Origin of the sequence: Burkholderia plantarii (genome assembly GCF_001411805.1) — a bacterium.
Lineage (GTDB): Bacteria > Pseudomonadota > Gammaproteobacteria > Burkholderiales > Burkholderiaceae > Burkholderia > Burkholderia plantarii.
Genome location: NZ_CP007213.1, coordinates 2380457 through 2404544, shown reverse-complemented (window position 1 = coordinate 2404544; position 24088 = coordinate 2380457). Strand labels below are relative to the sequence as shown.

General features: G+C 66.0%; 17 protein-coding genes, 1 tRNA gene and 1 pseudogene. 13 read left to right on the top strand and 6 right to left on the bottom strand.

The window, feature by feature from the left end:
- Nucleotides 1-483 precede the first annotated feature (483 nt).
- The 8 genes from fdnG to bpln_RS34560 all read left to right on the top strand — a co-directional run bounded on the left by fdnG (nt 484) and on the right by bpln_RS34560 (nt 10554).
- Nucleotides 484-3552 (top strand): formate dehydrogenase-N subunit alpha, encoded by a 3069-nt coding sequence (gene fdnG / locus bpln_RS27010; RefSeq protein WP_082465538.1) that lies wholly within the window; start codon nt 484-486, stop codon nt 3550-3552.
- A 12-nt stretch (nt 3553-3564) separates the two neighbouring features.
- Nucleotides 3565-4479, top strand: coding sequence for a formate dehydrogenase subunit beta (gene fdxH / locus bpln_RS27005; protein WP_042628216.1), 915 nt, complete (start codon nt 3565-3567; stop codon nt 4477-4479).
- Nucleotides 4476-5120 carry a formate dehydrogenase subunit gamma gene (locus bpln_RS27000; protein WP_042628215.1) on the top strand — a complete coding sequence of 215 codons (645 nt, stop codon included), beginning with the start codon at nt 4476-4478 and terminating at the stop codon, nt 5118-5120. The genes fdxH and bpln_RS27000 overlap by 4 nt, the downstream gene beginning before the upstream one ends.
- A 387-nt stretch (nt 5121-5507) precedes the next feature.
- Nucleotides 5508-6443: a formate dehydrogenase accessory protein FdhE gene (gene fdhE, locus bpln_RS26995; protein ID WP_042629492.1), complete on the top strand. Its 936-nt coding sequence runs from the start codon at nt 5508-5510 to the stop codon at nt 6441-6443.
- A gap of 13 nt (nt 6444-6456) precedes the next feature.
- Entirely contained in the window at nt 6457-7932 is a 1476-nt protein-coding gene (gene selA / locus bpln_RS26990; RefSeq protein WP_055140542.1) for an L-seryl-tRNA(Sec) selenium transferase, read from the top strand.
- Nucleotides 7929-9839 (top strand): selenocysteine-specific translation elongation factor, encoded by a 1911-nt coding sequence (gene selB, locus bpln_RS26985; RefSeq protein ID WP_055141238.1) that lies wholly within the window; start codon nt 7929-7931, stop codon nt 9837-9839. The genes selA and selB overlap by 4 nt, the downstream gene beginning before the upstream one ends.
- 37 nt (nt 9840-9876) lie before the next feature.
- Nucleotides 9877-9972: transfer RNA gene (locus tag bpln_RS26980), tRNA-Sec, on the top strand.
- Between the two features lie 150 nt (nt 9973-10122).
- Nucleotides 10123-10554 (top strand): integrase arm-type DNA-binding domain-containing protein, encoded by a 432-nt coding sequence (locus bpln_RS34560; RefSeq protein WP_148654192.1) that lies wholly within the window; start codon nt 10123-10125, stop codon nt 10552-10554.
- Here bpln_RS34560 and bpln_RS26975 read toward each other — a convergent pair.
- Nucleotides 10454-10981 (bottom strand): annotated as a pseudogene (locus bpln_RS26975) (IS701 family transposase); the annotation flags it as partial. The gene bpln_RS34560 and the pseudogene bpln_RS26975 sit on opposite strands and share 101 nt — an antisense overlap.
- Nucleotides 10982-11336: 355 nt before the next feature.
- On the bottom strand, nt 11337-12239 hold the full coding sequence (locus tag bpln_RS26970) for a beta-keto acid cleavage family enzyme (RefSeq protein ID WP_055140540.1): 903 nt from the start codon (nt 12237-12239) through the stop codon (nt 11337-11339).
- A 177-nt stretch (nt 12240-12416) separates the two neighbouring features.
- Here bpln_RS26970 and bpln_RS26965 point away from each other — a divergent pair, with 177 nt between their 5' ends.
- On the top strand, nt 12417-13460 hold the full coding sequence (locus tag bpln_RS26965; protein WP_055140539.1) for a phosphotriesterase family protein: 1044 nt from the start codon (nt 12417-12419) through the stop codon (nt 13458-13460).
- Nucleotides 13461-13478: 18 nt separating this feature from the next.
- Here the strand turns inward: bpln_RS26965 and bpln_RS26960 are convergent, their stop codons facing one another.
- Nucleotides 13479-14282 carry a TetR/AcrR family transcriptional regulator gene (locus tag bpln_RS26960; protein WP_082465453.1) on the bottom strand — a complete coding sequence of 268 codons (804 nt, stop codon included), beginning with the start codon at nt 14280-14282 and terminating at the stop codon, nt 13479-13481.
- Nucleotides 14283-14483: 201 nt separating this feature from the next.
- Between bpln_RS26960 and bpln_RS26955 the strand changes: the two genes are divergently transcribed.
- From bpln_RS26955 to bpln_RS26940, 4 genes are all read left to right on the top strand, one after another.
- Nucleotides 14484-15641 carry a porin gene (locus bpln_RS26955; RefSeq protein WP_244131952.1) on the top strand — a complete coding sequence of 386 codons (1158 nt, stop codon included), beginning with the start codon at nt 14484-14486 and terminating at the stop codon, nt 15639-15641.
- Between the two features lie 58 nt (nt 15642-15699).
- Nucleotides 15700-17001 (top strand): MFS transporter, encoded by a 1302-nt coding sequence (locus tag bpln_RS26950; RefSeq protein ID WP_055140537.1) that lies wholly within the window; start codon nt 15700-15702, stop codon nt 16999-17001.
- Between the two features lie 81 nt (nt 17002-17082).
- Nucleotides 17083-18444 carry an aspartate aminotransferase family protein gene (locus bpln_RS26945; protein WP_055140536.1) on the top strand — a complete coding sequence of 454 codons (1362 nt, stop codon included), beginning with the start codon at nt 17083-17085 and terminating at the stop codon, nt 18442-18444.
- Between the two features lie 4 nt (nt 18445-18448).
- Complete coding sequence (locus bpln_RS26940; protein WP_055140535.1) at nt 18449-19972, top strand: amidase; 1524 nt, start codon at nt 18449-18451, stop codon at nt 19970-19972.
- 198 nt (nt 19973-20170) lie between these two features.
- Here bpln_RS26940 and bpln_RS26935 read toward each other — a convergent pair whose 3' ends face one another.
- From bpln_RS26935 to bpln_RS26925, 3 genes are all read right to left on the bottom strand, one after another.
- Nucleotides 20171-21094 (bottom strand): molybdopterin-dependent oxidoreductase, encoded by a 924-nt coding sequence (locus bpln_RS26935; protein WP_055140534.1) that lies wholly within the window; start codon nt 21092-21094, stop codon nt 20171-20173.
- Between the two features lie 79 nt (nt 21095-21173).
- Complete coding sequence (locus bpln_RS26930; protein WP_055140533.1) at nt 21174-22622, bottom strand: MFS transporter; 1449 nt, start codon at nt 22620-22622, stop codon at nt 21174-21176.
- Nucleotides 22623-22980: 358 nt separating this feature from the next.
- Nucleotides 22981-23865, bottom strand: a complete 885-nt coding sequence (locus bpln_RS26925; protein WP_055140532.1) for a LysR family transcriptional regulator — start codon at nt 23863-23865, stop codon at nt 22981-22983.
- Nucleotides 23866-24088 lie beyond the last annotated feature (223 nt).

Here is a 24088-nt window from a genome sequence, read left to right as displayed (position 1 = left end):
CCGCTCGTGGTCCGGCACGCGCGGCACTTCGTTGCGCATGCAACGCGTTCGCCTTCTTCATTCCGGCCCGTCGCATCGCTCGTCACCGCTCGGGCTCGCGATTCACCACGCCATGCTTTTATATATATAGCGAGGTGAAGGCATGGCATTTCCGATGATGAATCGATTGATAAGGGATTCGCAGAAGTCCTTGTCGTGTTGCGTCGCCAATGATTGAAGCGCCGTCAGTCGCTATGTTTTTTGGGATATGACGACGCGTGTGGGAGAATCGCGGAAAGCCTTGTGGCGAAAGGCGCCGGGGAGATCGCAGCGGCGCCGGCGGCGTCGTGCGATTGACCAAATCCTCGAATCCGGGCGGACCCGACTAGCTATCGGAAAAACGGTTTCCTATAAACGAAATGAGACGAAACGCGTAAAATCGCCTCGCGACCCAGTCGTCATATGAAAACCTTACGTCCCCCCTACCTCACCGCCGAGACCATCATGCTCCACCTGTCCCGGCGCCAGTTCTTGAAGGTGACCGCCTCCACGCTCGCCGGCTCGAGTCTCGCCCTGTTGGGATTCTCGCCCGCCGACGCGCTCGCGGAGGTTCGCCAATACAAGCTGGCGCGTAGCGTCGAAACCCGCAACACCTGCCCGTATTGCTCGGTGGGCTGCGGGATCCTGATGTACTCCCTCGGTGACGGCGCGAAGAACGCCAAGTCGAGCATCATCCATATCGAAGGCGATCCCGACCATCCGGTGAACCGCGGCACGCTGTGCCCGAAGGGCGCGAGCCTGATCGACTTCATCCACAGCCCGAGCCGGCTCACGCAGCCCGAATACCGCGCGCCCGGCTCCGACAAGTGGGAGCCGATCTCGTGGGAAGCGGCGCTCGACCGCATCGCGAAGCTGATGAAGGAAGACCGCGACGCGAACTTCGTCGAGACCACGCCGGACGGCCAGAAGGTCAACCGCTGGCTGACCACCGGCATGCTGGCCGCGTCGGCCGGCAGCAACGAAGTGGGTTACCTGACCCACAAGACGATTCGCAGTCTCGGGATGCTCGCGTTCGACAACCAGGCGCGTGTCTGACACGGCCCGACGGTGGCAGGTCTTGCCCCGACGTTTGGCCGCGGCGCGATGACGAACCATTGGGTCGACATCAAGAACGCAGACATCATTCTGGTAATGGGCGGCAATGCCGCTGAAGCCCACCCCTGTGGCTTCAAATGGGTGACCGAGGCGAAGGCGCACCGCAAGGCGCGGCTGATCGTGGTCGACCCGCGTTTCACGCGCACGGCATCGGTGGCGGACTACTACGCACCGATTCGTACCGGCACGGACATCGCGTTCCTCGGCGGGGTGATCAACTACCTGCTCGCGAACGACAAGATCCAGCACGAGTACGTGCGCAACTACACGGATTTCCCGTTCATCGTCCGTGAGGATTTCGCCTTCAACGACGGGATCTACTCCGGCTACAACCCGGACAAGCACAGCTACGACAAGGCCACGTGGGATTACGAGCGTGGCGACGACGGCTTCGTGAAGGTCGACCCGACGCTTTCGCATCCGCGCTGCGTCTACAACCTGATGAAGCAGCACTACGCGCGCTACACGCCCGAGATGGTCGAGAAGACCTGCGGTACGCCCAGGGACAAGTTCCTGAAGGTGTGCGAGATGCTCGCGACCACGGCCGTGCCCGGTCGCGCCGGCACGATCCTCTACGCGCTCGGCTGGACTCACCACTCGGTCGGCGCGCAGATGATCCGCACCGGCGCGATGGTGCAGCTGCTGCTCGGCAACATCGGCATCGCCGGCGGCGGCATGAACGCGCTGCGCGGCCACTCGAACATCCAGGGGCTGACCGACCTCGGCCTGATGTCGAACCTGCTGCCCGGCTACATGACGCTGCCCTCGCAGGCCGAGCAGGACTACGAGGCCTACATCGGCAAGCGCGCAACGCAGCCGCTGCGGCCCAACCAGCTCAGCTACTGGAAGAACTACCGCGCCTTCTTCGTGAGCTTCATGAAGTCGTGGTGGGGCGACGCGGCCACCGCCGAGAACAACTTCGGCTACGACTACCTGCCCAAGCTCGACAAGCCCTACGACCTGCTGCAGACCATCGAGCTGATGGCGCAGGGCAAGATGAACGGCTACATCTGCCAGGGCTTCAACCCGCTCGCGGCCGCGCCCGCGAAGGTGAAGACCGCGGCCGCGCTGGCCAAATTGAAGTGGCTCGTGGTCATGGATCCGCTCGCCACCGAAACGTCCGAGTTCTGGAAGCCGCACGGCGACTACAACGTGGTCGATCCGTCCGCGGTGCAGACCGAGGTGTTCCGGCTGCCCACCACCTGCTTCGCCGAGGAGCGCGGCTCGCTCGTCAATTCGGGCCGCGTGCTGCAATGGCACTGGCAGGGCGCGGACGCGCCGGGCGAGGCGCGCAGCGACCTCGAGATCATGTCGGGGATCTTCCTGCGCATGCGCGAGGCCTACAAGAAGGACGGCGGCAAGTATCCGGACCCGATCGTCAATCTGACCTGGCCGTATGCGAACCCGGAGAGCCCGACGCCCGAGGAACTCGCGATGGAGTTCAACGGCCGCGCGCTGGCCGACCTGACCGACCCGAAGGACCCGACCAAGGTGCTGGTCAAGCGCGGCGAGCAGCTGGCCGGCTTCGCGCAGCTGAAGGACGACGGCAGCACCGCGAGCGGCTGCTGGATCTTCTGCGGCGCGTGGACGGCGGCCGGCAACCAGATGGGGCGGCGCGACAACGCCGACCCGACCGGCATCGGCCAGACCCTGAACTGGGCCTGGGCGTGGCCCGCGAACCGGCGGATCCTCTACAACCGTGCGTCCTGCGACACGGCCGGCAAGCCGTTCGATCCCACCCGCAAGCTGATCGGCTGGAACGGTCGCGCCTGGGGCGGGGCCGACGTGCCCGACTACAAGGTCGACGAGGCGCCCGAGACCGGCATGGGACCGTTCATCATGAACCCGGAAGGCGTGGCGCGCTTCTTCGCCCGCGACGGCATGAACGAAGGTCCGTTCCCCGAGCACTACGAGCCGTTCGAGACGCCGCTCGCGGCCAACCCGCTCAATCCGGGCAACCCGCGCGCGCTGAACAACCCGGCCGCGCGCGTGTTCCCGGACGACCGGGCCTCGTTCGGCACGCCGGACAAGTTCCCGCACACGGCCACCACCTACCGGCTCACCGAGCACTTCCACTACTGGACCAAGCACGCGCGGCTCAATGCGATCGTGCAGCCCCAGCAGTTCGTCGAGATCGGCGAGGATCTGGCGAAGGAGGTGGGCGTGGTGCATGGCGACCGCGTGAAGGTGTCGTCGAACCGCGGCTACATCGTGGCGGTGGCGCTCGTGACCAAGCGGATCAAGCCGCTGATGGTGGAGGGGCGCAAGGTGCAGACGGTGGGCATTCCGTTGCACTGGGGCTTCAAGGGGCTGACGAAGCCCGGCTATCTCGCGAACACCCTGACTCCGTCGGTCGGCGACGGCAACTCGCAGACACCGGAATTCAAGTCGTTCCTGGTGAAAGTGGAAAAGGCATAAGGGGAACCCGAGATGGCATTGCAATCACTGGACATCAAACGGGTGTCCGCCACCACCACCCCGCCGCCCACCGCGCGCGATCCGGTCACGGGCACCGTCGCGAAGCTGATCGACGTGTCGAAGTGCATCGGCTGCAAGGCGTGCCAGACGGCCTGCATGGAGTGGAACGACCTGCGTGACGAGGTTGGCACCAACGTCGGCGTCTACGACAATCCGGCCGACCTGACCGAGCATTCGTGGACGGTCATGCGGTTCTCCGAATACGAGAACCCGGCCGGCGACCTCGAGTGGCTGATCCGCAAGGACGGCTGCATGCACTGCGAGGATCCCGGCTGCCTGAAGGCCTGCCCGTCGCCGGGCGCGATCGTGCAGTACAACAACGGCATCGTCGATTTCCACGAGGAGAACTGCATCGGTTGCGGCTATTGCGTGACCGGCTGCCCGTTCAACATCCCGCGCATCTCGAAGCAGGACAACCGTGCCTACAAATGCACGCTGTGCTCGGATCGCGTGGCCGTCGGCCAGGAACCCGCCTGCGTGAAGACCTGCCCGACCGGCGCCATCATGTTCGGCACCAAGGAGGACATGAAGCGCCAGGCGGCCGACCGGATCGAGGACCTCAAGGATCGCGGCTTCGCCCACGCGGGGCTGTACGACCCGCAGGGCGTGGGCGGCACGCACGTGATGTACGTGCTGCATCACGCGGACAAGCCGTCGCTGTACCACGGCCTGCCCGACAATCCGTCGATCAGCCCGTTCGTGAAGCTCTGGAAGGGCATCGCCAAGCCGCTGGCGGTGGCCGGCCTCGCGCTGACCGCGCTGGCCGGGTTCTTCCACTACACGCGGGTCGGTCCGAACGAGGTGACGGAGGAAGAGGACGCCGCCGCCCGTGAGGAAGCCAGCCGGATCAAGGAGGACGTGAAATGAGCCACCAGGACCCGAACCTGATCGTCCGCTACTCCGCGAACGAACGCTCGAACCACTGGATCACCGCGATCTCGTTCGTGCTGCTCGCGCTGTCCGGCCTCGCGCTGTTTCATCCGTCGATGTTCTGGCTCACCGCGCTGTTCGGCGGCGGGCAGTGGACGCGCATCCTGCATCCGTTCGTCGGCGTGGTGATGTTCGTGTCGTTCGCGATCATGGTGGTGCGCTACTGGCATCACAACCTGATCGATGCCGACGACCGCCGCTGGCTCGGTCAGATGAACGACGTGCTGAACAACCGCGAGGAAAACCTGCCGCCCGTCGGGCGCTACAACGCCGGGCAGAAGCTGCTGTTCTTCACGCTCGTCACCTGCCTGCTGGTGCTGCTGCTGTCGGGCATCGTGATCTGGCGCCGGTACTTCTCGTTCTATTTCCCGATCGGGATCATCCGGCTCGCGGCCGTGGCGCACGCGGCCGCCGCGTTCGTGCTGATCGCCAGCATCATCGTCCACATCTACGCGGCGCTGTGGGTGAAGGGCTCGATCGGCGCGATGGTGCGCGGCACGGTGTCGTTCGGCTGGGCGCGCAAGCACCATCCGAAGTGGTTCCGTCAGGCGGTGAAGGAGTCGGGCCGCGCGCGCTAGGCGCGTGGCGCCGCGCTCGCCATCGGGCGCCGGCCGGCGCGCGTCAGGGCCGGCCGGCGCCGATCGGGGCCATCCGCGGATGGCCCCTGTTGCCGGAGCACGACCGGCCACGGGCGAGGCGATTGTTTCCGGATACGAAGCGATCGCACGCGGCGTGGCCTGCCAGGCTCGCGCCACGGCCCGGTTCGTGGCGTCGGCCGCGCGGAAGCGGTATGCTTCACGGCGGCGCTTTGCCGGCCGTCGGCTGCCCCGGCCGGCCCTGCGAGCCGGCCTTCATTCCCGATCGGCATCGATCCTCGCGGCGGCGATCGCGCCCCGCGCATGCCGGTCGCGGCGAATCATCCGGCGCCCCGGCGGCGCCGGCACAGACTGTACTGGGTGACCCACGTGACACAACGCATACTCGATCCGAACGACATCGCGGCGCTCGATCATTCGGCGATTCCGCGCTTCCGGCTGCCCGAGCGCGCCAGCGTGTTCGCCGAGCGCGCCGCGCGGCTGCGCAAGCTCGCCGACCTCAATCCGATTGCCGGCTACCTGCGCCTGATGGCGACGCTCGCCGACGCGCAGCAGGCCGTGCTCGACACGCTCGACGCCGCGCCGCCCAGCGCCGAGGCGATCCGCCAGGCGCAGGCCCATTCGATGCCGGTGCTGCCGGCGATGACGGGCGCGCGCGATCCGCAATGGCGCACCGTGCTGCAGCGCCTGCTCGACGGCATCGAGCGGGCCGGGCTCGTCACGCCGCCGCTCGCGAAGCTGATCGACGCGCTGCGCCTGAAAAGCGCGGCCGAACTCGACGCGCAGGCCGACGCGATCGTCGCGCTGCGGCTCGCCGAGGTCGAGCCCGCCTCGGCGCCGTTCATCGCGGCCGCGCTGCAGGTGGTGTGGACCGATCTCGCCTCGCGCGTGGCGCCCGGCGACGTGCCGTATCTCGACCAGCCCGGCCTGTGCCCCGTGTGCGGCTCGCATCCGGTCGCGAGCGTGATCCGCGTCGGCGGCCAGTACAACGGCTATCGCTTCCTGCAATGCTCGCTCTGCACGAGCGAATGGCACATGGTGCGCACCAAGTGCTCGCACTGCGATTCGACCAAGGGCATCGCCTATCACGGCGTGGAGGGCGGCAGCGAGGCGATCAAGGCCGAATCGTGCGACGAATGCCATACCTATCGCAAGATCGGCTACCAGGACAAGGACTACGCGTTCGAGCCGCTCGCCGACGATCTCGCCAGCCTCACGCTCGACCTGCTGATGAACGAGGCCGGCTACCAGCGCGCGTCGCCGAATCCGCTGCTGTGGCCCGAGCTGTCGTCGTCCGACGCCTGAGCGGAGCACGCCTTTGAGTGATAGCGATAACGGCTTGACCGAACTGAAGGCGCTGCTCGCGCGCGTGCCGTCGGTGGAGCGGATCGTGTCGTCCGACGCGGTGCGCCCGCTGATCGCCAGCCATGGCCGCACGCGCGTGCTCGGCGCCGTGCGCGCCGCGCTCGACGCCTGGCGCGAGCGCGCGCGGCGCGATCCGGCCGGCGTGAGCGCGCCCGACGACGCCGGCATTGCCGCCGAGGTCCGCACACGGCTCGCGGCGGCCGACGCGAGCGTGCTGAAGCCCGTGTTCAACCTGACCGGCACCGTGCTGCACACCAACCTCGGGCGCGCGCTGCTGCCCGACGAGGCCGTGCGCGACGTGGTAGCCGCGCTGACGCGGCCGATGAACCTGGAGTTCGATCTCGACACCGGCAAGCGCGGCGACCGCGACGACCTGATAGACGGCCTGATCTGCGAGCTGACCGGCGCCGAGGCCGCCACCGTCGTCAACAACAATGCCGCCGCCGTGCTGCTCACGCTGTCCGCGCTCGCGTCGAGGAAGGAGGTGATCGTCTCGCGCGGCGAACTCGTGGAGATCGGCGGCGCGTTCCGGATTCCCGACATCATGAGCCGCGCCGGCGCGCGGCTGCGCGAGGTCGGCACCACCAACCGCACCCACGCGCGCGACTATGCCGAGGCGATCGGGCCGCGCACCGCGCTGCTGATGAAGGTTCACTGCAGCAACTACGCGATCAGCGGCTTCACCAGGGAAGTGCCGATCGAGGAACTCGCGCCGCTCGGCCGCGAGCGCGGCGTGCCGGTGGCCGTCGATCTCGGCAGTGGCACGCTCGTCGATCTCTCGCAATGGGGGCTGCCGCACGAGCCCACCGTGCGCGACACCATCGCCGCCGGCGCCGATCTCGTCACGTTCAGCGGCGACAAGCTGCTCGGCGGCCCGCAGGCCGGCCTGATCGTCGGCTCGCGCGAACTCGTCGCGAGGATCAAGAAGCATCCGCTCAAGCGCGCGCTGCGCGTCGGCAAGCTCACGCTGGCCGCGCTCGAACCCGTGCTGCGGCTCTATCGCGCGCCCGAATTCCTGCGCGAACGGCTCACCACGCTGCGCCTGCTCACGCGAGCGCAGGCCGAGATCGCGGCCACGGCCGAGCGCCTGCTGCCCGCGTTCCAGCGCGCCGTCGGCGAGGCGTTCGCGGTCAGCGCCGAGCCGATGTTCAGCCAGATCGGCAGCGGCGCGCTGCCGGTGGACGTGCTGCCGAGCCATGGGCTCGTGGTGCGCGCCGTGGGCACGAAGCGCAGCGGCCGCGCGCTCGGGCAGCTGGAGGCGCGGTTGCGCGAGTGGCCGCGGCCCGTGATCGGCCGCATCGCCGACGACGCGCTGCGGCTCGACCTGCGCTGTCTCGAAGCCGCCGACGAGGCCACGCTGATCGCGCAGTGCATGGCTGCCGCCACGACCGCCGCCGCGCCGGGCGAACCCGGAGGCGCGCGCTCATGATCGTCGGCACCGCGGGCCACATCGACCACGGCAAGACCACGCTGGTGCGCGCGCTGACCGGCGTGGACACCGACCGGCTGAAGGAGGAGAAGGCGCGCGGCATCTCGATCGAGCTCGGTTATGCCTACACGCCGCTCGACAACGGCGACGTGCTCGGCATGATCGACGTGCCTGGCCACGAGCGGCTGGTTCACACCATGGCCGCCGGCGCCTGCGGGATCGACGTGGCGCTGCTCGTGATCGCCGCCGACGACGGCGTGATGCCGCAAACGCGCGAACATCTCGCGATCCTGCAACTGCTCGGCGTCACGCACGGGCTCGTCGCGCTGACCAAATGCGATCGCGTGGACGCCGCGCGCCTCGCCCGCGTGGCCGACGAGATTCGCGCCGAGCTGGCCGGCACCGCGCTCGCCGCCGCGCCGATCTTCGAGACGCGCGCCACGCAGGCCGGCGACGCCGGCGTGGCCGCGCTCGGCACCGCGCTGCGCGAGCTGGCCGCGCGATGGCGCGCGCGGCGCGACGACGGGCTGTTCCGGCTTGCCGTCGACCGCGTGTTCACGCTGAGCGGGCAGGGCACCGTGGTGACCGGTACCGCGTTCGCCGGGCGCGTGCGCGCCGGCGAGGCGCTGACCGTCGCGCGCTCCGGCGACGTCGTGCGCGTGCGCGGCCTGCACGCGCAGAACCGGGCCGCCGACACCGGACGTGCCGGCGAGCGCTGCGCGCTGAACCTGGCCGGCATCGACAAGGCCGCGCTCGCGCGCGGCGACGTGGTGGCCGATGCGCGGCTCGCGAGCGTGTCGCCGCGCATCGACGTCGAACTGAGCCTGCTGGCCGACGCTAATCTCACGCTCACGCACTGGGCGCCGCTGCACGTGCATCTCGGCACGCAGCATCAAGTCGCGCACGTCGTGCCGATCGACGGCGACGCGCTGGCCGCCGGGCAGCGCGGCCGCGTGCAGCTGGTGTTCGACGCGCCCGTATTCGCGATGCCCGGCGACCGCTTCATCGTGCGCAACGCGCAGGCCACGCGCACCGTGGGCGGCGGCCGCGTGCTCGATCCGTTCGGTCCCGCGCACAAGCGCCGGACCCTCGCGCGCCGCGCGTGGCTCGACGCGCTGGCCGCGTGGCTCGACGAGGGGCAGCTCGGGCCACTGCTCGACGAGGCGCCGCTCGGCGTGCCGATCGCGACGCTGGTGCATCTGACCGGGCTGGCCGCCGAGGCGCTGCCGCTGCCCGGGAACGCGGCCGTGGTGCCCGGCGCGGACGGGCCGCGCGCGATCGCGCCGCGTTATCGCGAGGCGCTGCGCCGGCGCGTGCTGGAGGCGCTGGCCGTGTTCCACGAGCGCACGCCCGACGAGCCGGGGCCGGAACTCGGGCGGCTGCGCCGCATCGCGCTGCCGCTCGCCGACGAGCCGCTGTGGCGCGCGCTGATCGATGCGATGGTGGCCGAGGGCAGCGTGGTGCGGCAGGGGCAGTGGGTGCATTTGCCAACGCACACGGCAAGCCTCGAGCCCGCCGACGAGGCGCTCGCGCAGCGCCTGCTGCCGCTGCTGGCGGCGGGGCGCTTCGATGCGCCGTGGGTGCGCGATCTCGCGACCGCGACGGGCGCCGGCGAGGAGACGGTGCGCACGCTGCTGCGCAAGCTCGCGCGGCGCGGCGACGTGCATCAGGTGGTGCGCGACCTGTTCTACGCGCGCGAGGTGGTGGCCGAGCTCGCGCGGATCATCGCCGCGCTGGCGGAGCAGGGCGGCGGCTCGGTGGACGCGGCGACGTTCCGCGACGCGACCGGCCTGGGCCGCAAACGCGCGATCCAGATTCTCGAATTCTTCGACCGGGTTGGGTATACTCGCTTTCACCGCGACCGCCACCTGCTGCGCGGGGAGAGCGCGAAACGCGAGCTCCCGTAGATGTTTCAGTCGGCGTGGCGGCGCGCGGCACGCTCGCGGAAGGCATTCGTATCCGGTGGTGCGGCCAGGCTTCAAACCTGGTTGGGGACGTCAATCGTTCCCGGGTTGGTTCGACTCCAGCTGCCTTCCGCCACTCAACGCTCTCAAGCTTTCTCGTTTACTCCCGATCATCACCTCCTGAGCCTTATCTGGTGGGCGTTTTGGGGGTGTCGCCATTCTTGCTCGGCCTCTCATGTTCCCGCAGAATTGAAGCCTCTTTTGGGGGTGGATTTGGGGGTGAGGGATGGCGCGGCAACTGCACCGGCTGACCGCAATGGGCATCGCGAAGCTGGTCGATCCGGGATATTACGCTGACGGTGGCGGCCTGTATTTGCAGATCACGCTGAGCGGCTCGAGGTCGTGGGTCTACAAATTTATGCTCGCCGGGCGATCGCGTGAGATGGGGCTGGGCGCTCTCTCGGTTCTCTCCCTGGCAGCGGTCCCAAAAGAGGCTGTCGAGTGCCGGGTCTTGGTGAAGCAGGGCATCGATCCAATTGAGAATCGCCGCCGTGTCCAGACCGAGCGCGCAGCCGCTGATGCGCCAAGTGTGACGTTCAAACAAGCCGCCGAGGCGGCGGCTTCGCTGCAAACTCCACCGATCCGGGAATGCCCGCCGCCTTGCAGCGCATACGGTCGTCGGTCCACGCCTTGGGCACATACAGCTCGCGATCAATAAACGCGCTACCGCCACGGCCTGCATGGCAGAGGAACACGCCAATCTGGCTGTTCTCGATACGACCAGCGGTGCCACTGTACTGGCGTTGAACACCGGCCGAGTGCTGCCCCTTCTTGACAAAGCCTGTCTCATCCACGATCAGCACCGCGTCGCGTTCACCCACCTGCTCAACCACATACTCCCGCAATAAATCGCGTGCGGCATGGACATCCCACTGCGCCCGCTCTAGCAGGTGCTGCACGCCATCGGGTATCGACTCGCCGATCCATTCGGAGAGTTGCCAGCCGTTTTTACGTTCGACCGTGCTCATCAAGCCTTTCAGGTACGCGAGTGACCGTTGCCGTGGCTCCGGACGCTTGAACAGGTCGCCGAGCCGTCGATGCAAAGACGCTAGTTCATGTTCCCACGCTTTTTCAGTTGAAGGCATTGGTCATTTATCTCGTCATCCTAATTATTTTTAACATAGTGAAAAATCTACGGCTGTAGGACTAACGGTGCATCACTCGGCGGACGTATTTCGACCCGTTGCTGTCGCATCGTTACAGCCAAACGTCCCATGCTGGAGCGAAGCAGACGTTCGAATGCCTGAGCGAATACGAGTGGCGCGCAACCGAACGAAATTTTCGTGATCGACGGTGTCAAGGGAGAGGAAGGCGGAGTTAGATCTCGACACACCTGGACGGACCATTAGTCGGAGCGATGAGTGGACTGAGCACCGACAAATCGGGTTCCCTGTGAATTTTCCGGATCTATGTCGAAGGCGCGTAGACCGACATTTGCGATCAGCGATGCAAATGAGAGCCTGGTCTCAAGCCGATGATGTCGCGAGCCTCCGCCGGCGTGGCTGGCTCGTAACCCATCTCGCGCACGAGCCGCACGATGCGCTCGGTGAGTTGCACGTTCGTGGCGAGTTCGCCGGGACCGTAGTACAGATTGTCTTCGAGACCCACGCGCACGTAGCCGTCCAGCAGGCGCGAATTCATTGCCGAAGGCAGTTGCGCCGTGCCGATGCCACTCACGCAAAAGATACTGCTTTTCGGCAGTAGATCCACCATCGACTGCAAGACGCGCGCCGTATACGGCATGGCGTTCTGAAAGCCACGATGCGCGCCCAGCACGATGTTGACGAAGAACGGTTCGGTGTCGAAACCGGCGGCCGTGAGCGTCGCCACGTCCTGCGCGATATGCGTCGGGCTGAAAACTTCCCACTCGGGTTTGATGCCGCGCTTGTTCATTTCCGCCGCGAGCTGCCTCGAGCGCTGCGGCGATGTATGCATGAGCCGTTCCTTGTCGTCGAAACCCGCAATGATGGTGGTCGCGTCGAGCGTGCACATTTCCGCGCCCGCTCCGAGTCCCTTCAGCCGTTCCTCCCAGAGAATCTCCCAATAGCCGTTGGGCGCCTGCGCGATCATGTCGCCGTGCACGCCGCCACCCGTCGAGTTGTTGATGACGATGTCGCATTGCGCGCGAATGCGGGCGTTGATGTCGCGATAGATCGCGGGATTGCAGGTCGCGCCGTCGTCGGGCCGGCGCGCGTGGATCGCCACGACGCTCGCGCCCGCGTTGAAGCAGTCGTACACGTCGCGCGCGATTTCGTCCGGTTGCGTGGGCAAGTGCGGATTCTGCTTCTTGCTCGCCATGCCGCCCGTTGGCGCGATGGTCACGACGACTTTCGGTTTGCTCATGGGTGTCGTCTCCGGGAAAAGTTGTTTCGGCGAAATCTTTTTGACCGAAGAACAGTTTTACGTTGTTCAGCGTACAATGAAATCTATTCCCGCTTGGCGGACGCATCAACCTGGGGATAACGTGAGCCTGTACCAGTTCACGCTCGCCGCTTCCGTCGCTCTCATGGACGCCGCAACATGAACGAACCTCTTTCACGGAAGGGTCGCATTCAGACCGTGCTCGGTCTGATCGAGCCCGACGAGCTCGGTCCCACGCTGATGCACGAGCATCTGCTGATCGACCTCGTGCCGCCGCGCCTTGCCGAAGACGCGGATCACGATCAGACCGACATCGACATTTGCAATTGCTGGAAGATCAACTACGGGCAGGTGCCCTCGCTGAAGAACTATCGGCTCGACCAGAAGGACGTGGCGATCGAGGAACTGGCGGAATTGCGCGCGGCGGGTGGCGCTGCCATTGTCGATTTGACTACGGGCGGGCTAAAGCCCGATCCCGAAGGACTCGCGCAGATTGCGCGCGAAACGGGCGTGCAGGTGGTGATGGGTTGCGGCCATTACGTGCACGAGTATCAGGACCCGGCAAACGCGAAGCGCAGCGTAGACGACTTCGCGCGCGAGATGATCGGGCAGATCACGGCAGGCGCGTGGGGCACGGCGGTGCGCGCGGGCATGATCGGCGAGATAGGCTGCCAGTCGCCGTGGACGGATCAGGAAAAGCGCGTTGTGCATGGCGCGCTGCTCGCGCAGCAGGAAACCGGCGCGGCGCTCAACCTTCATCCGGGACGCCACGCCGATCAGCCGCAGGAACTCGTCGATACGATCCGGCGTTTGGGCTTTCCGCTGGAGCGCGTGATCATCAGCCATATCGACCGCACGATTTTCGACGACAAGCGTCTGCTGCGTCTCGCTGACTCGGGCTGCGTGATCGAATTCGACCTGTTCGGCTGGGAACAGAGCGCGTATCCGATGTCCGACATCGACATGCCCAACGACGGCACGCGCCTGCGCATGGTGCGCTCGCTATTCGACCATGGTCACGCCGAGCGCGTGCTGATCAGCCATGACATCTGCACGCGCACGCGCCTGGGTCGTTACGGCGGCCACGGCTATCAGCACATCTTCGCCAATATCGTGCCGCGCATGCTCCGGCGTGGCTTCACACAGGACGAAATCGACACGCTGCTTACGCGCAATCCTCGCCGTCTGCTGACGTTCGTTTGACGCGGCTCGATCCCCAACTCATTGCGCGAGCATGCGCTCCATGCCCGCGATGGTGACTTCCACGAAGGTGTCGAAGCTCGAATCGAGCGGCACCTCGCTGCCGCTCTGCCAGCGCACGATAAACGCGCGATTCGCGAGCGCGGGGAGATGACGCGCGAGTGTCGGGTATTCGAGCGCGCGAATATCGTGAACTTTCTCCTGCAACTGGTTGGTCCAGACCGCGAGATCGTCGGTGGGCAGCGGCGCGAATTCGAGCGTGGCGAAGCCGACCATGCTCGCGACCACCACGTTGTACATGTCGACGAGGCGTGTTTCGTCGCAGCCCGCCTGCAATAGCACTGCGAGGATGCGGTCGATCAGCAGCGGGCTCAGGCTGGCGTTCGACACGAGTTGCGCGCCCACGAGTTGCGCCACATTCGGATGCTGCTGCACCGACTTGCGGTAGCGGCGGAACAACTCGCGAAACCAATCCTGCCAGCTGAGCTTGCCGATTTCGGGCGTGACGCCCGCCATGGTCGCTTCGACCACGGCGGCGAGCAGTGCGTCGCGATTGGGCACGTGCCAATACACGGCGGTGGGATAGACGTCGAGCTGGCGTGCCACTTCGCGCAGGCTGAAGGCCGTGAGGCCGTTCTGGTCGATCTGCTCGATCGCCACCGCGACGATGCGCTCGCGCGTAAGCGCCTTGTTGGCAGGTGCCGCTTTCTTTCTGGTCGTGCTGCTGGGGCGTTTCGCGGTCGTTTCCGCCCAAGCTTTGGCCGACGTTTTAGCCGGCGCTTTCGTTTTTGCTGCGGCTTCGTTTGCGGTGGTGGCTTTCTTCACATGTGATCCGTTATTCGATGAAGCGCCCCGTGCGCCACCCTTGGCCAGTGCGGTCAAGTAGGGCCGGGTCGGACAAGGCTTTCATTGTATACCGCACAACTGTCTCGTCACCGCGACGCAGGACGCATCTCCTTTTTTTCCTCGTTGCGTTTCCATTTTGATCGCCCTATAACCTCGTCTTGTTCACTGAACAACAAAATAATGTTCGAGGAACAGACCAGTGGCTTGCAACGTGCAGCCGCGACATTCACACGACGGGTATCGGAGATCGTTATGAAATGGAAAGCGTTGGGGAGCGCAATAGGCGTGATGGCGGCGAGCGCCGCTGCGCACGCGCAATCGTCGGTCACGTTGTACGGCGTGATCGACGACGGGCTCACATTCGTGTCGAATCAGGGCGGCCATCACGCGTATCGCATGGACGACAGCATCAGCCAAGGCGACCGCTTTGGTTTTCGCGGCGCGGAAAACCTGGGCGGCGGCCTGAAGGCCATCTTCAATCTCGAAGGCGGCTTCAATCCCAACACGGGCGCGTCGCGTCAGGGCGGCCTGGAATTTGGACGTCAGGCATACGTTGGGCTGCAAAGCGACCGCTTCGGCACGCTCTCCCTCGGCCGCACCTACGACCAGATGACGACCACGCTGATCCGCTACCACTCGGGCTATTGGTCCGGCATCTACGCGTTCGACGCGGGCGACCACGACCGCATCTCCGGCAACTGGCTCAACAATGTCGTGACGTACGTGAGCCCGACCGTGCGCGGCCTGCATTTCTCCGCGCAATACGCTTTCAATTCGCTCAGCGCCACGGCGAACAACTACGGCGTGGCGTACAGCCTGAGCGCGACCTACGAGCATGGGCCGTTCAGCATCGGTGCGGCGGCCACCAGCATTCACGACTACACGGTCACGCCCGGCAGCAGCCTTGGCGTGGGCAGCTTCCTCGGCACGAACGTGGCGTTCTCGTCGCGAGCCGTGGTGGTCGATCGCTATCGCACGGCCGGCGTGGGCGCGTCGTACGATTTCGGCATCGTCGGCCTCTCGGGCTTGTACACGAATACGCGCTACGAAAAGGGCGCGAACGCCTCGACGATGCAAAGCTTTAACGTGATCCTGCACGGCGAGCTGCGGCCGGGTCTTGTGCTCGCGGGCGGCTACGGTTACTCGAAGATGTCGCCGTATCAGTGGAACGAATTCAACGCGGTGCTCGACTATCTGCTTTCGAAACGTACCGATGTGTACTTGAGCGCGAACTACGACAAGGCCAACGGCGGCGCGCGCGCCGTGCTCGTGACGCTGCCGATCTCGGGCAACGACAAACAGCTTGCCGTGCGCGTGGGCATTCGCCACAAGTTTTGATGCTCGCCACTGCGCCAACGCACTACTCCTATCTCCAGTCTCTCTGCCGGACGCGATCATGAACAGCAGCTCCTCTCACGCAGCTCCCTTCGATACCACCACGCCCGCTACGCTGCGCGCCGAGCAGCGGCGCGCCATCGGCGCAGGTATGGTCGGCTATATCCTCGAATGGTTCGATTTCGGGGTGTACGGTTTTCTCGCGGCGATCATCGCGAAGAACTTTTTCCCGTCGACGGACGAATTCACCTCGTTGTTGGCCTCATTCGCGGTGTTCGGCGTGGGCTTCATCGCGCGGCCCATCGGCAGTGTCGTGCTCGGCCGAATCGCCGACGTGCGCGGCCGCCACATCACGCTCGCCACCACCATGATCCTGATGGCGCTCAGTACTGTTGCGATTGGCTTTCTGCCCACTTACGAGAGCATCGGCATCTGGGCGTCCGTGCTGCTGGTGGCGGCGCGTCTCGTGCAGGGTTTCGCGGCGGGTGGCGAGTGGGGCACGGCGGCGGCGTTTCTGGTGGAGTGGGGCGGCGCGAACCGGCGCGGCTTCTTAGGCGCGTTTCAGCAATCGAGCATCGCAGCGGGCCTGCTGCTGGGCTCGCTCGTCGCGGCCATACTTAGCAGCGCGCTCGATTCGAACGCACTCGCTTCGTGGGGTTGGCGAATCCCGTTCTTTCTCGGCGCATTGCTCGGGCCGGTGGGTATGTACGTGCGCCGTCGCGTGCAGGAGTCACCGTCGTTCGAGAGCGAGGCAGCGCGCGCTCACACATTGAGCGGCGTGCAATTCGCGAAGTCGCTGTTTCACGCGTTTTCGTTCGTGATCTTCTGGGCCGTGAGTTCGTACATGGTGGCGGTGTATATGCCCACGTTCGCGAATAAGTATGCGCATATCTCGCGCACGCAGGCACTCTGGACCAGCACGGCCTCGCTCGCCACGGTGATGATCGTCGCGCCGCTCATGGGCGCGCTGTCCGACCGCATCGGCCGCAAGCCTGTGCTGCTCGCGAGTTGCGTGTTCTTCGCGCTGCTTTCGTATCCGCTCTATGCGTTCATTGTCTCGGGCATCGGTTTCATGACGTTCTTCTGGACGCAATTGCTCATGAACGCGGTGTTCGCGATGTATTCGGGTGCGGGCCCGGCGGCGCTCGCGGAGATGTTCCCGACGCGCGTGCGCTCCACCGGCGTGGCGTTCGGCGGCGCACTTGCGACCATCCTCGGCGGCTTTTCGCCGTTCCTCACCACGTGGATGATCGCCTCGACGGGCGCGAGCGCGAACGCGGGTTGGCTGCTCGCGGGCAGCGCGTTGTTCACGCTTCCCGCGCTCGTTGTGATGAACGACCGCGCGCGCGAAAAGTCGATTTGATGCGCGCTTCGCAGCGAAAATTACTTGTTCACTGTACAATGAAGTTAAGATCAACCGATCAACGAAGCAGGAACACACCGAATGACGACGTCGATTCTTCCCGAAACCCAGGTCCACGCTCGCAGCGATGCCGCGACGGTCGGCGAAGCGCTGGCCGCTGCTGCTGCCGCGTTCGCCGCGCGCAACCCGCAAAGCGCGCAGCAATACAAACGCGCGACCGAAGTCATGCCCGGCGGTAACACGCGTTCGGTGCTGTTTTACGAGCCGTTTCCGCTGGCAATGGCGAAAGGCGAGGGCTGCCGCCTGTGGGACGCGGACGGTCACGAATACCTCGATTTCATCGCCGAATTCAGCGCGGGCATTTACGGCCATTCGCATCCCCAGATTCGCGCGGCTATCGACGCGGCGCTCGACGACGGCCTGAATCTGAGCGGCCATAACCTGCTCGAATCTCGTCTGGCCAAAGCTGTGTGCGAGCGTTTCGCCTCGCTCGAAACGGTGCGCTTCACGAACTCGGGCACCGAGGCCAACCTGATGATGCTGGCCACCGCGAAAGCCTTCACGCGGCGCAGCAAGGTGATCGTATTCGTGGGCGGCTATCACGGGGGCGTGCTCAGCTTCGGGCGCGGCGCAAATGTCGTCAACGTGCCGCACGCGTTTCTCTATGCCGAGTACAACGATCTCGACAGCGTGCGACGTCTGCTTGACGAAAACGTCAACGAAGTCGCGGCGATTCTCGTCGAACCGATGCAAGGCGCGTCGGGTTGCATCGTCGGCGAAACCGCCTTTTTGCAGGGCTTGCGCGAGCTTTCGACCGCGCATGGCGCATTGTTGATGTTCGACGAAGTGATGACCTCGCGGCTGGCGCCGGGCGGCTTGCAAGCCGAACTCGGCGTCGCGCCCGATCTCACGTCGCTTGGCAAGTACATTGGTGGCGGCATGTCGTTCGGCGCGTTCGGCGGCCGCGCCGAAATCATGGCGTTGTTCGATCCGCGCAGGAGCGGCGCATTGCAGCACGCGGGCACCTTCAACAATAACGTGATGACGATGGCGGCAGGCTGGACCGGCCTCACGCAGATCTTCACGCCCGAGGCTGCGCGTGCGCTCACGGCGCGCGGCGACGCATTGCGCGAAGCGTTGAACTCGCGTTTTGCGGCATCAAACGTGGCGATGCGATTTATCGGCATTGGCTCGTTGATGAATGTGCAGATCACCGGGCGGCCCGTGCGTTCGGTACGCGACATCGACGCCGGGATGAACGAGTTCAAGGACCTGTTGTTCTTCCATCTGATCGAGCAGGGCATTTACATCGCCCGGCGCGGCTATGTGGTGCTGAGTTTGCCGGTGGGCGACGCGGAAATGGCGCGCTTGGAAGCGGCACTCGCGAGTTTCATCGAACGCTACGCACACCTGCTGCCGCGCGACGATAATTCGGATCGCTAGCGAGATGAATATCGTCGAATTGCCCGCGCCCGAGTTGCGCAAGATGATTGGCAGCAAGGCCATTTCGCCAATCGAACTCACCGAGGCGTGCATCGCGCGTATCGAGGCGCTCGATCCCTACGTGAATGCCATGGCGGCCACCGACTTCGACGCGGCTCGCCGCGCGGCGCAAGCGGCGGAAGACGCTGTGATGCGCGGCGTGCCGCTTGGTCTGCTGCATGGTTTGCCCGCAGGCATCAAGGATCTCGAAGCCACGGCGGGCTTGCTCACCACCCACGGCTCGCCGCTGTATCGCGATTTCGTACCAGCCGAGGACAATCTGCTCGTCGCGCGCTTGCGGGCGGCAGGCGCGATCGTCGTCGGCAAGACCAACGTGCCGGAACTGGGCGCGGGCGCGAATACGCGCAACCCCGTGTGGGGCGCAACGGGCAATCCGTTCGATCCGAACCGCAACGCGGGCGGCTCGTCCGGCGGTTCGGCGGCGGCGCTCGCGTGCGACATGCTGCCCGTGTGTACCGGCTCCGATACGGGCGGCTCGCTGCGCATTCCGGCGGCGTTGTGTGGCGTGGTGGGCTTTCGGCCGTCGCCGGGGCTCGTGCCGAGTCCACGAAAGCTGCTGGGCTGGACGCCCATTTCCGTGGTCGGGCCGATGGGGCGCAACGTGGCGGAAGCGCGCCTGCAACTCGCGGCCACGGTCGGCCTCGATAGCGGCGATTTGCTCAGCTACGAGGTGGATGCGGAGGCGTTTCTCGCGCCGCGCGAGATTGACTTGAGCCGCCTGCGCGTGGGCTGGACAGAAGATTTCGGCGTGTGCGATGTCGACGACGATATTCGCCGCACGTTCCTCCGCAAGCTCGAGGTCATGCGCGGGATGTTCGCGGTTTGCGAGCCGATCGACGTGGATCTCGCCGATGCACATCGCGCCTTCGACGTGATTCGTGCCGAGAGTTTCGTTGCGGGTTTGCGCGCGGCGTATGAGAAAGATCCCGAGTCGCTCGGCCCGAATACGCGCACCAATTACGAGCTGGGCGCGGCGATGACGCTCGCCGATTCCGCCTCGGCGCACGCGGCGCAAACGGCCATCGCGCGACGCTTTCAGCAGCTATTCGGCCGCTACGACGTGATACTCGCGCCGACCACGCCGGTTTCGCCGTTCCCGTGGACGCAGATGTTCGCGAGCAGCGTAGGCGGTCGTGCGCAGGAAAACTACTATCGATGGCTCGCGTTGACTTATGTGACCACGCTGTGCACTAATCCGGCCGCAAGCTTGCCGTGCGGGAAGGACGAAGCCGGCATGCCGTTCGGTTTGCAGGTCATCGGACCGTTTCGCGGCGACCGGCGTACGCTGGATATCTGCGAGGCGCTGGAAGCGGCGTTTTCGCGATCATCTGAAATGTGCAGGCCTCGCCCCGACCTACAGCGGCTCGCGAACGCGATTATCGCCCCGCCGTTGCGGTCGATCGTAGTCGTCGCGCAGGGCGACGGACGCACTCACGAGAGCCGAACGGGAGGCACTTCGTTGGTCTGAGAAATTGACAAAATTCTCGCGTTGGCGCCTGCCTGCCATGTCGGCGGCCTGGTCACCAGACGGCAGAACTACCGTTGTTGAACAGCCTTCTTCCTCCAGGTTCTTCGGCGAGAGACCCAGCTCAGCTGAATTCCGAACGGCGCTTCTCTCGCTTGCATGGAGAACTCCGGCGGGGTGAGAGTGTGAGTTGGCGCCGCCTCATTCGTCGAGCGACTCGACGACCTCGATCTCGATCCGATGAATGCCGTTGCGTGCGCCGCTGTGCGGCTGCGTGGCACCGGCTGCATCGGTCGCGCGGCACTGGATGGTCTGGCGTCCCGGCTTCGATGGCACCCACAGCGCGAACCATGGCTGCCATTCGCGTCCGCGACGGCGCCCGACGAACGCCTCGGACCACAGCCGGCCGCCGTCGTCGCTCAGTTCGACGCTGCGGATCTCACGATCCCCCCAGGTCCAACCGCGCACCAGCACAGGCGCGAAGACGCGCGCGCCCTCGGCCGGCACGGCGATCATCGACATCGGCGCCATCTCCCAGACGGGCCGCAGCGGGCCGCCCGCCGGCGAGTCGTTGTAGAGCCGCGTCGTGAACAGCCCCCGCGCGCGCTCGGCGGCGAGCGTCAGGCGCAGCAACCACTTCACGCTGTTGGTGCCGTAGTAACCGGGCACCACGAGGCGCAGCGGCCCGCCGTGCTCGCGCCCGAGCGACTGTCCGTTGAGGCCGGTGGCCAGCATCACGTCCTCGGCGACGCGCGCCAGCGGCAGGTCCTTGCGATAGAACTCGACCGTCTCGCCGGCGAAGCTGCCGCTATCGAGGCCGTCGCTCCAGACGAAGCGCGCGCCAGGCCGCACGCCGAGGTCGTCGAGCACATCGCGCAGCCAGACGCCGCTCCACTTCAGGTTGGCGGCCTGTCGGGATGCCTCGGACGGTGCCAGCGGGTTCCCGGCGCAATGGTGGACGCTTTCGAGCGACGCCTGCGGATAGCGGTGCAGGTCCGCGAGGTCGAGCGTCGCGTCGCGTGCCACGAGCCCGCTCACGGTCAGGCGCCAGGGAGCCGGAAACACGCCGGGAGGTTCGAGATGGGAAATGACGAACAGCTGGTCCAGCGGCGTGATGAACGACATCGATCTTCCCCGGGGGGCTCCTCTTGTGGTTCGGGCCGGGCACCGTCACGCGTCCGGCCGGCGTGCCCGTGCGCCGTGTTCAGGCCGCGGCCGCCGCGCGGCGGACGTGGCGTCCCGCGAGTGCGGCCGACAGGAATACGCAGACCACGAACAGCACCGCCGCGACAGCGATCCCCGCCTGGTAGGCATGGGCATAGTCGGCCGCCGTCCGGCCGTTCGACAGCACCGAGAAGAAGATGCCGCTGATGGCGGTCGCGCCGAACGCCGAGCCGATCTGCAGCATCGAGGTGACGACGCCGCCGGCCAGCCCGGCCCGGGCCGGCTCGATCTCGCCGATCACGATGCGCACCACCGAGGGCAGCACCGTGCCGTGCCCCATCCCCGCCAGCAGCAGGCCGAAATAGAACAGCAGATCGGGTTCGGTGCCGTGCCGCAGCGCGAGGCCGGACAGGCCGAAGCCGACCGCGAGCAGCGCGAAGCCCGCGGTCAGCACATGGCTGCCCGCGCGCCGCACGATTGCGGGCGACATCAGCGGCCCGAAGATCGCGCCGGCGCCGAACGGCAGCACCGCCAGCCCCGACGTCAGCGCACTCCAGTGCAGACCGCTTTGCAGGTAGATGCCGTAGGTCAGGAAGAACACGCTGTCGCAGTAGAAGCAGAATGCGAGAATCAGGCCGATCGAAAAGACAGGATTGCGAAACAAGTGCAAATCGACGAGCGGATCGCCGCCACGCGCCTTGAGCCGCTGCTCGACGAACAGGAACAGCAGCAGCACCGGCACGCTCGCTGCGAAACAGACGAAGGTCCAGGCGGGCCAGCCGGTTTCGCGGCCCTGCGTGAGCGGATAGATGATCAGCGCGAGGAACAGCGACAGCAGCACCACGCCGCCGAGGTCGAGCCGCGGCCGCCGATCGGGGCGGTTCTCCGGCACGAAGCGCCAGGCGCCGAGCAGCGCCAGGCCGCCCACCGGCACGTTGATGAGGAAGATCGACTGCCAGTCGAGGCCGAACGGCTTCAGCGTGATCAGCACGCCGCCGCCGAGTTGGCCCGCCACCGACGCAAAGCCGAACACGAAGCCGTAGAAGCCCATCACGCGGGTCTGCTGCTCGGGAGGAAACACGGTGCGGATCGTCGCCAGGATCTGCGGCACCATGATCGAGGCCGATGCGCCCTGCAGGATCCGGCCGATCACGAGCACGCCGCCGTTCGGCGCCGCCGCGCACAGCGCCGAGGCCAGCACGAAGCCGGCCAGGCCCGCCATGAATAATCGCTTGCGCCCGAATAAATCGCCGAGCCGGCCGCCCGTTACCAGCAATACCGCGAATGCCGAGGCATAAACTGAAACGATCAATTGCAATTCGGCGGCCGTGGCGTGCAATCCGGTTTTAATCGCGGGCAGCGCGAGATTGACGATGAAATAATCGAGTGGAGAAAGAAAAGTCCCGATCAGCAAAACGATCAATGCCAGGCTGCGGGAGATAGGGCGCGCGTCGGCGGCTGCGTTTCCGTCTGAATCCCTGGATTTCATGGTCGGTGGTCATCGAAGGAAAGTGCCCGATGGCGGGCATACCCGCGCGCTGGGCACAACCGGCGCACGGCACTTGGATGCGAACCACTCTAATGGATGTCAGTGATAACGAACAGCGATGAATTAACATATCAGAAACAACGATTCGTTATGATTGGAGGGCGGCACACCGCATGCGGAAAACGGCAGCGGGAGCGCGCGTGCATGTGCCGGCGCGGCGCCGGCACATGGAACGGCAGTGCGGAAGCGGGGTAGGCGGTGTCTGCTCGGTCCGGTTGCGGGCCGGCCCGGGCTGGCACGGCAACGGGCGGATGCCGCCCGCGTCGCGTCCCGGAGGCTGGAGGCCGGTAGCCGGCCCTCAGGCCACCATGGCGCTCGGTTCTTCCTCGGGCGCCACGAATTCGACGTTGCGGAACGACGCCGTCAGCGCCCGTATCGCGCCCTGCGAGGCCGCATCGGTGGTCGAATTGAACAATACGATGGTGGAATCGGGCAGGGCCGGCAGGCGGTAGCGCTGGCCGACGTCGACGGTGCCGAGCGGTGCGACGCTATAGGGGAACGCGGCGATCGCGAGGCCGGCCGATACGGCCGCGCCGACCGCGGCCATCCCGCCGCCGATGAATACCTCGGTCCAGGCGATGCCCGCCGCGTCGAGCGCCTCGGTCGCGAGCGCGCGGACCCCGCACGACGGCGCGAGCGAGGCGAGCCGCAGCGGTTCGTCGTCGCGATGCTCGCGCAGCGGCGAGGCAAACCAGCCGAGCCGTTCGCGCATCAGCGGCTCGCCGTCCCATTGTTCGCTCTCGCGCCGGACGATGGCCGCATCGATCGCGCCCTTCTCGAACGCTTCCACCAGGGCGCGCGAGGCGTCGATCTGGACCTCGATGATGAGCGTGGGATCGTAGGCGCTCAGCTTGGCGAGCAGCGACGGCAGGTTGGGGCCGGCGACCTGGTCGCTGATGCCGATCGCGAGCCGCTTCGACGAGACGTTCAGGCCGGCCACGGCCAGCTCATGCGCCGAAACGAAATTGCGGGCCGGCCGCAGGAACGCCGTGCCCCGGATCGAGAGCCTGACGTGGCGCGGCGTGCGATCGAGCAGGCGATAGCCGAGCCGGTCCTCGAGTCGCTTGATTTTCACGCTCACCGAGGCCTGCGAAGTCCCCAGCGCATGCGCGGCCTTCGTGAAACTTCCCAGATCGGCCACCAGGACAAATGCATGTACTGCATCGACGTCAAGCGTAATCATCGAAAATGCCCTCCTCGGGACGCCACGCATGATGGAGCCACGGCATTCTCTTATTGGCAACACTTGCCAGTCAAGTTCGTATGCCGTGCATCCAATTGTTTGATTTTTCGTCTGTATTCAATTGGGCAGATTGTTTCCGCGCGATTCTCGAGTTCCGTTTCATGCGGAAGCGACGACGCATCGCGTCGGCAAAGCGTCGGAAATACCGGTTCCGGCGAGGCGA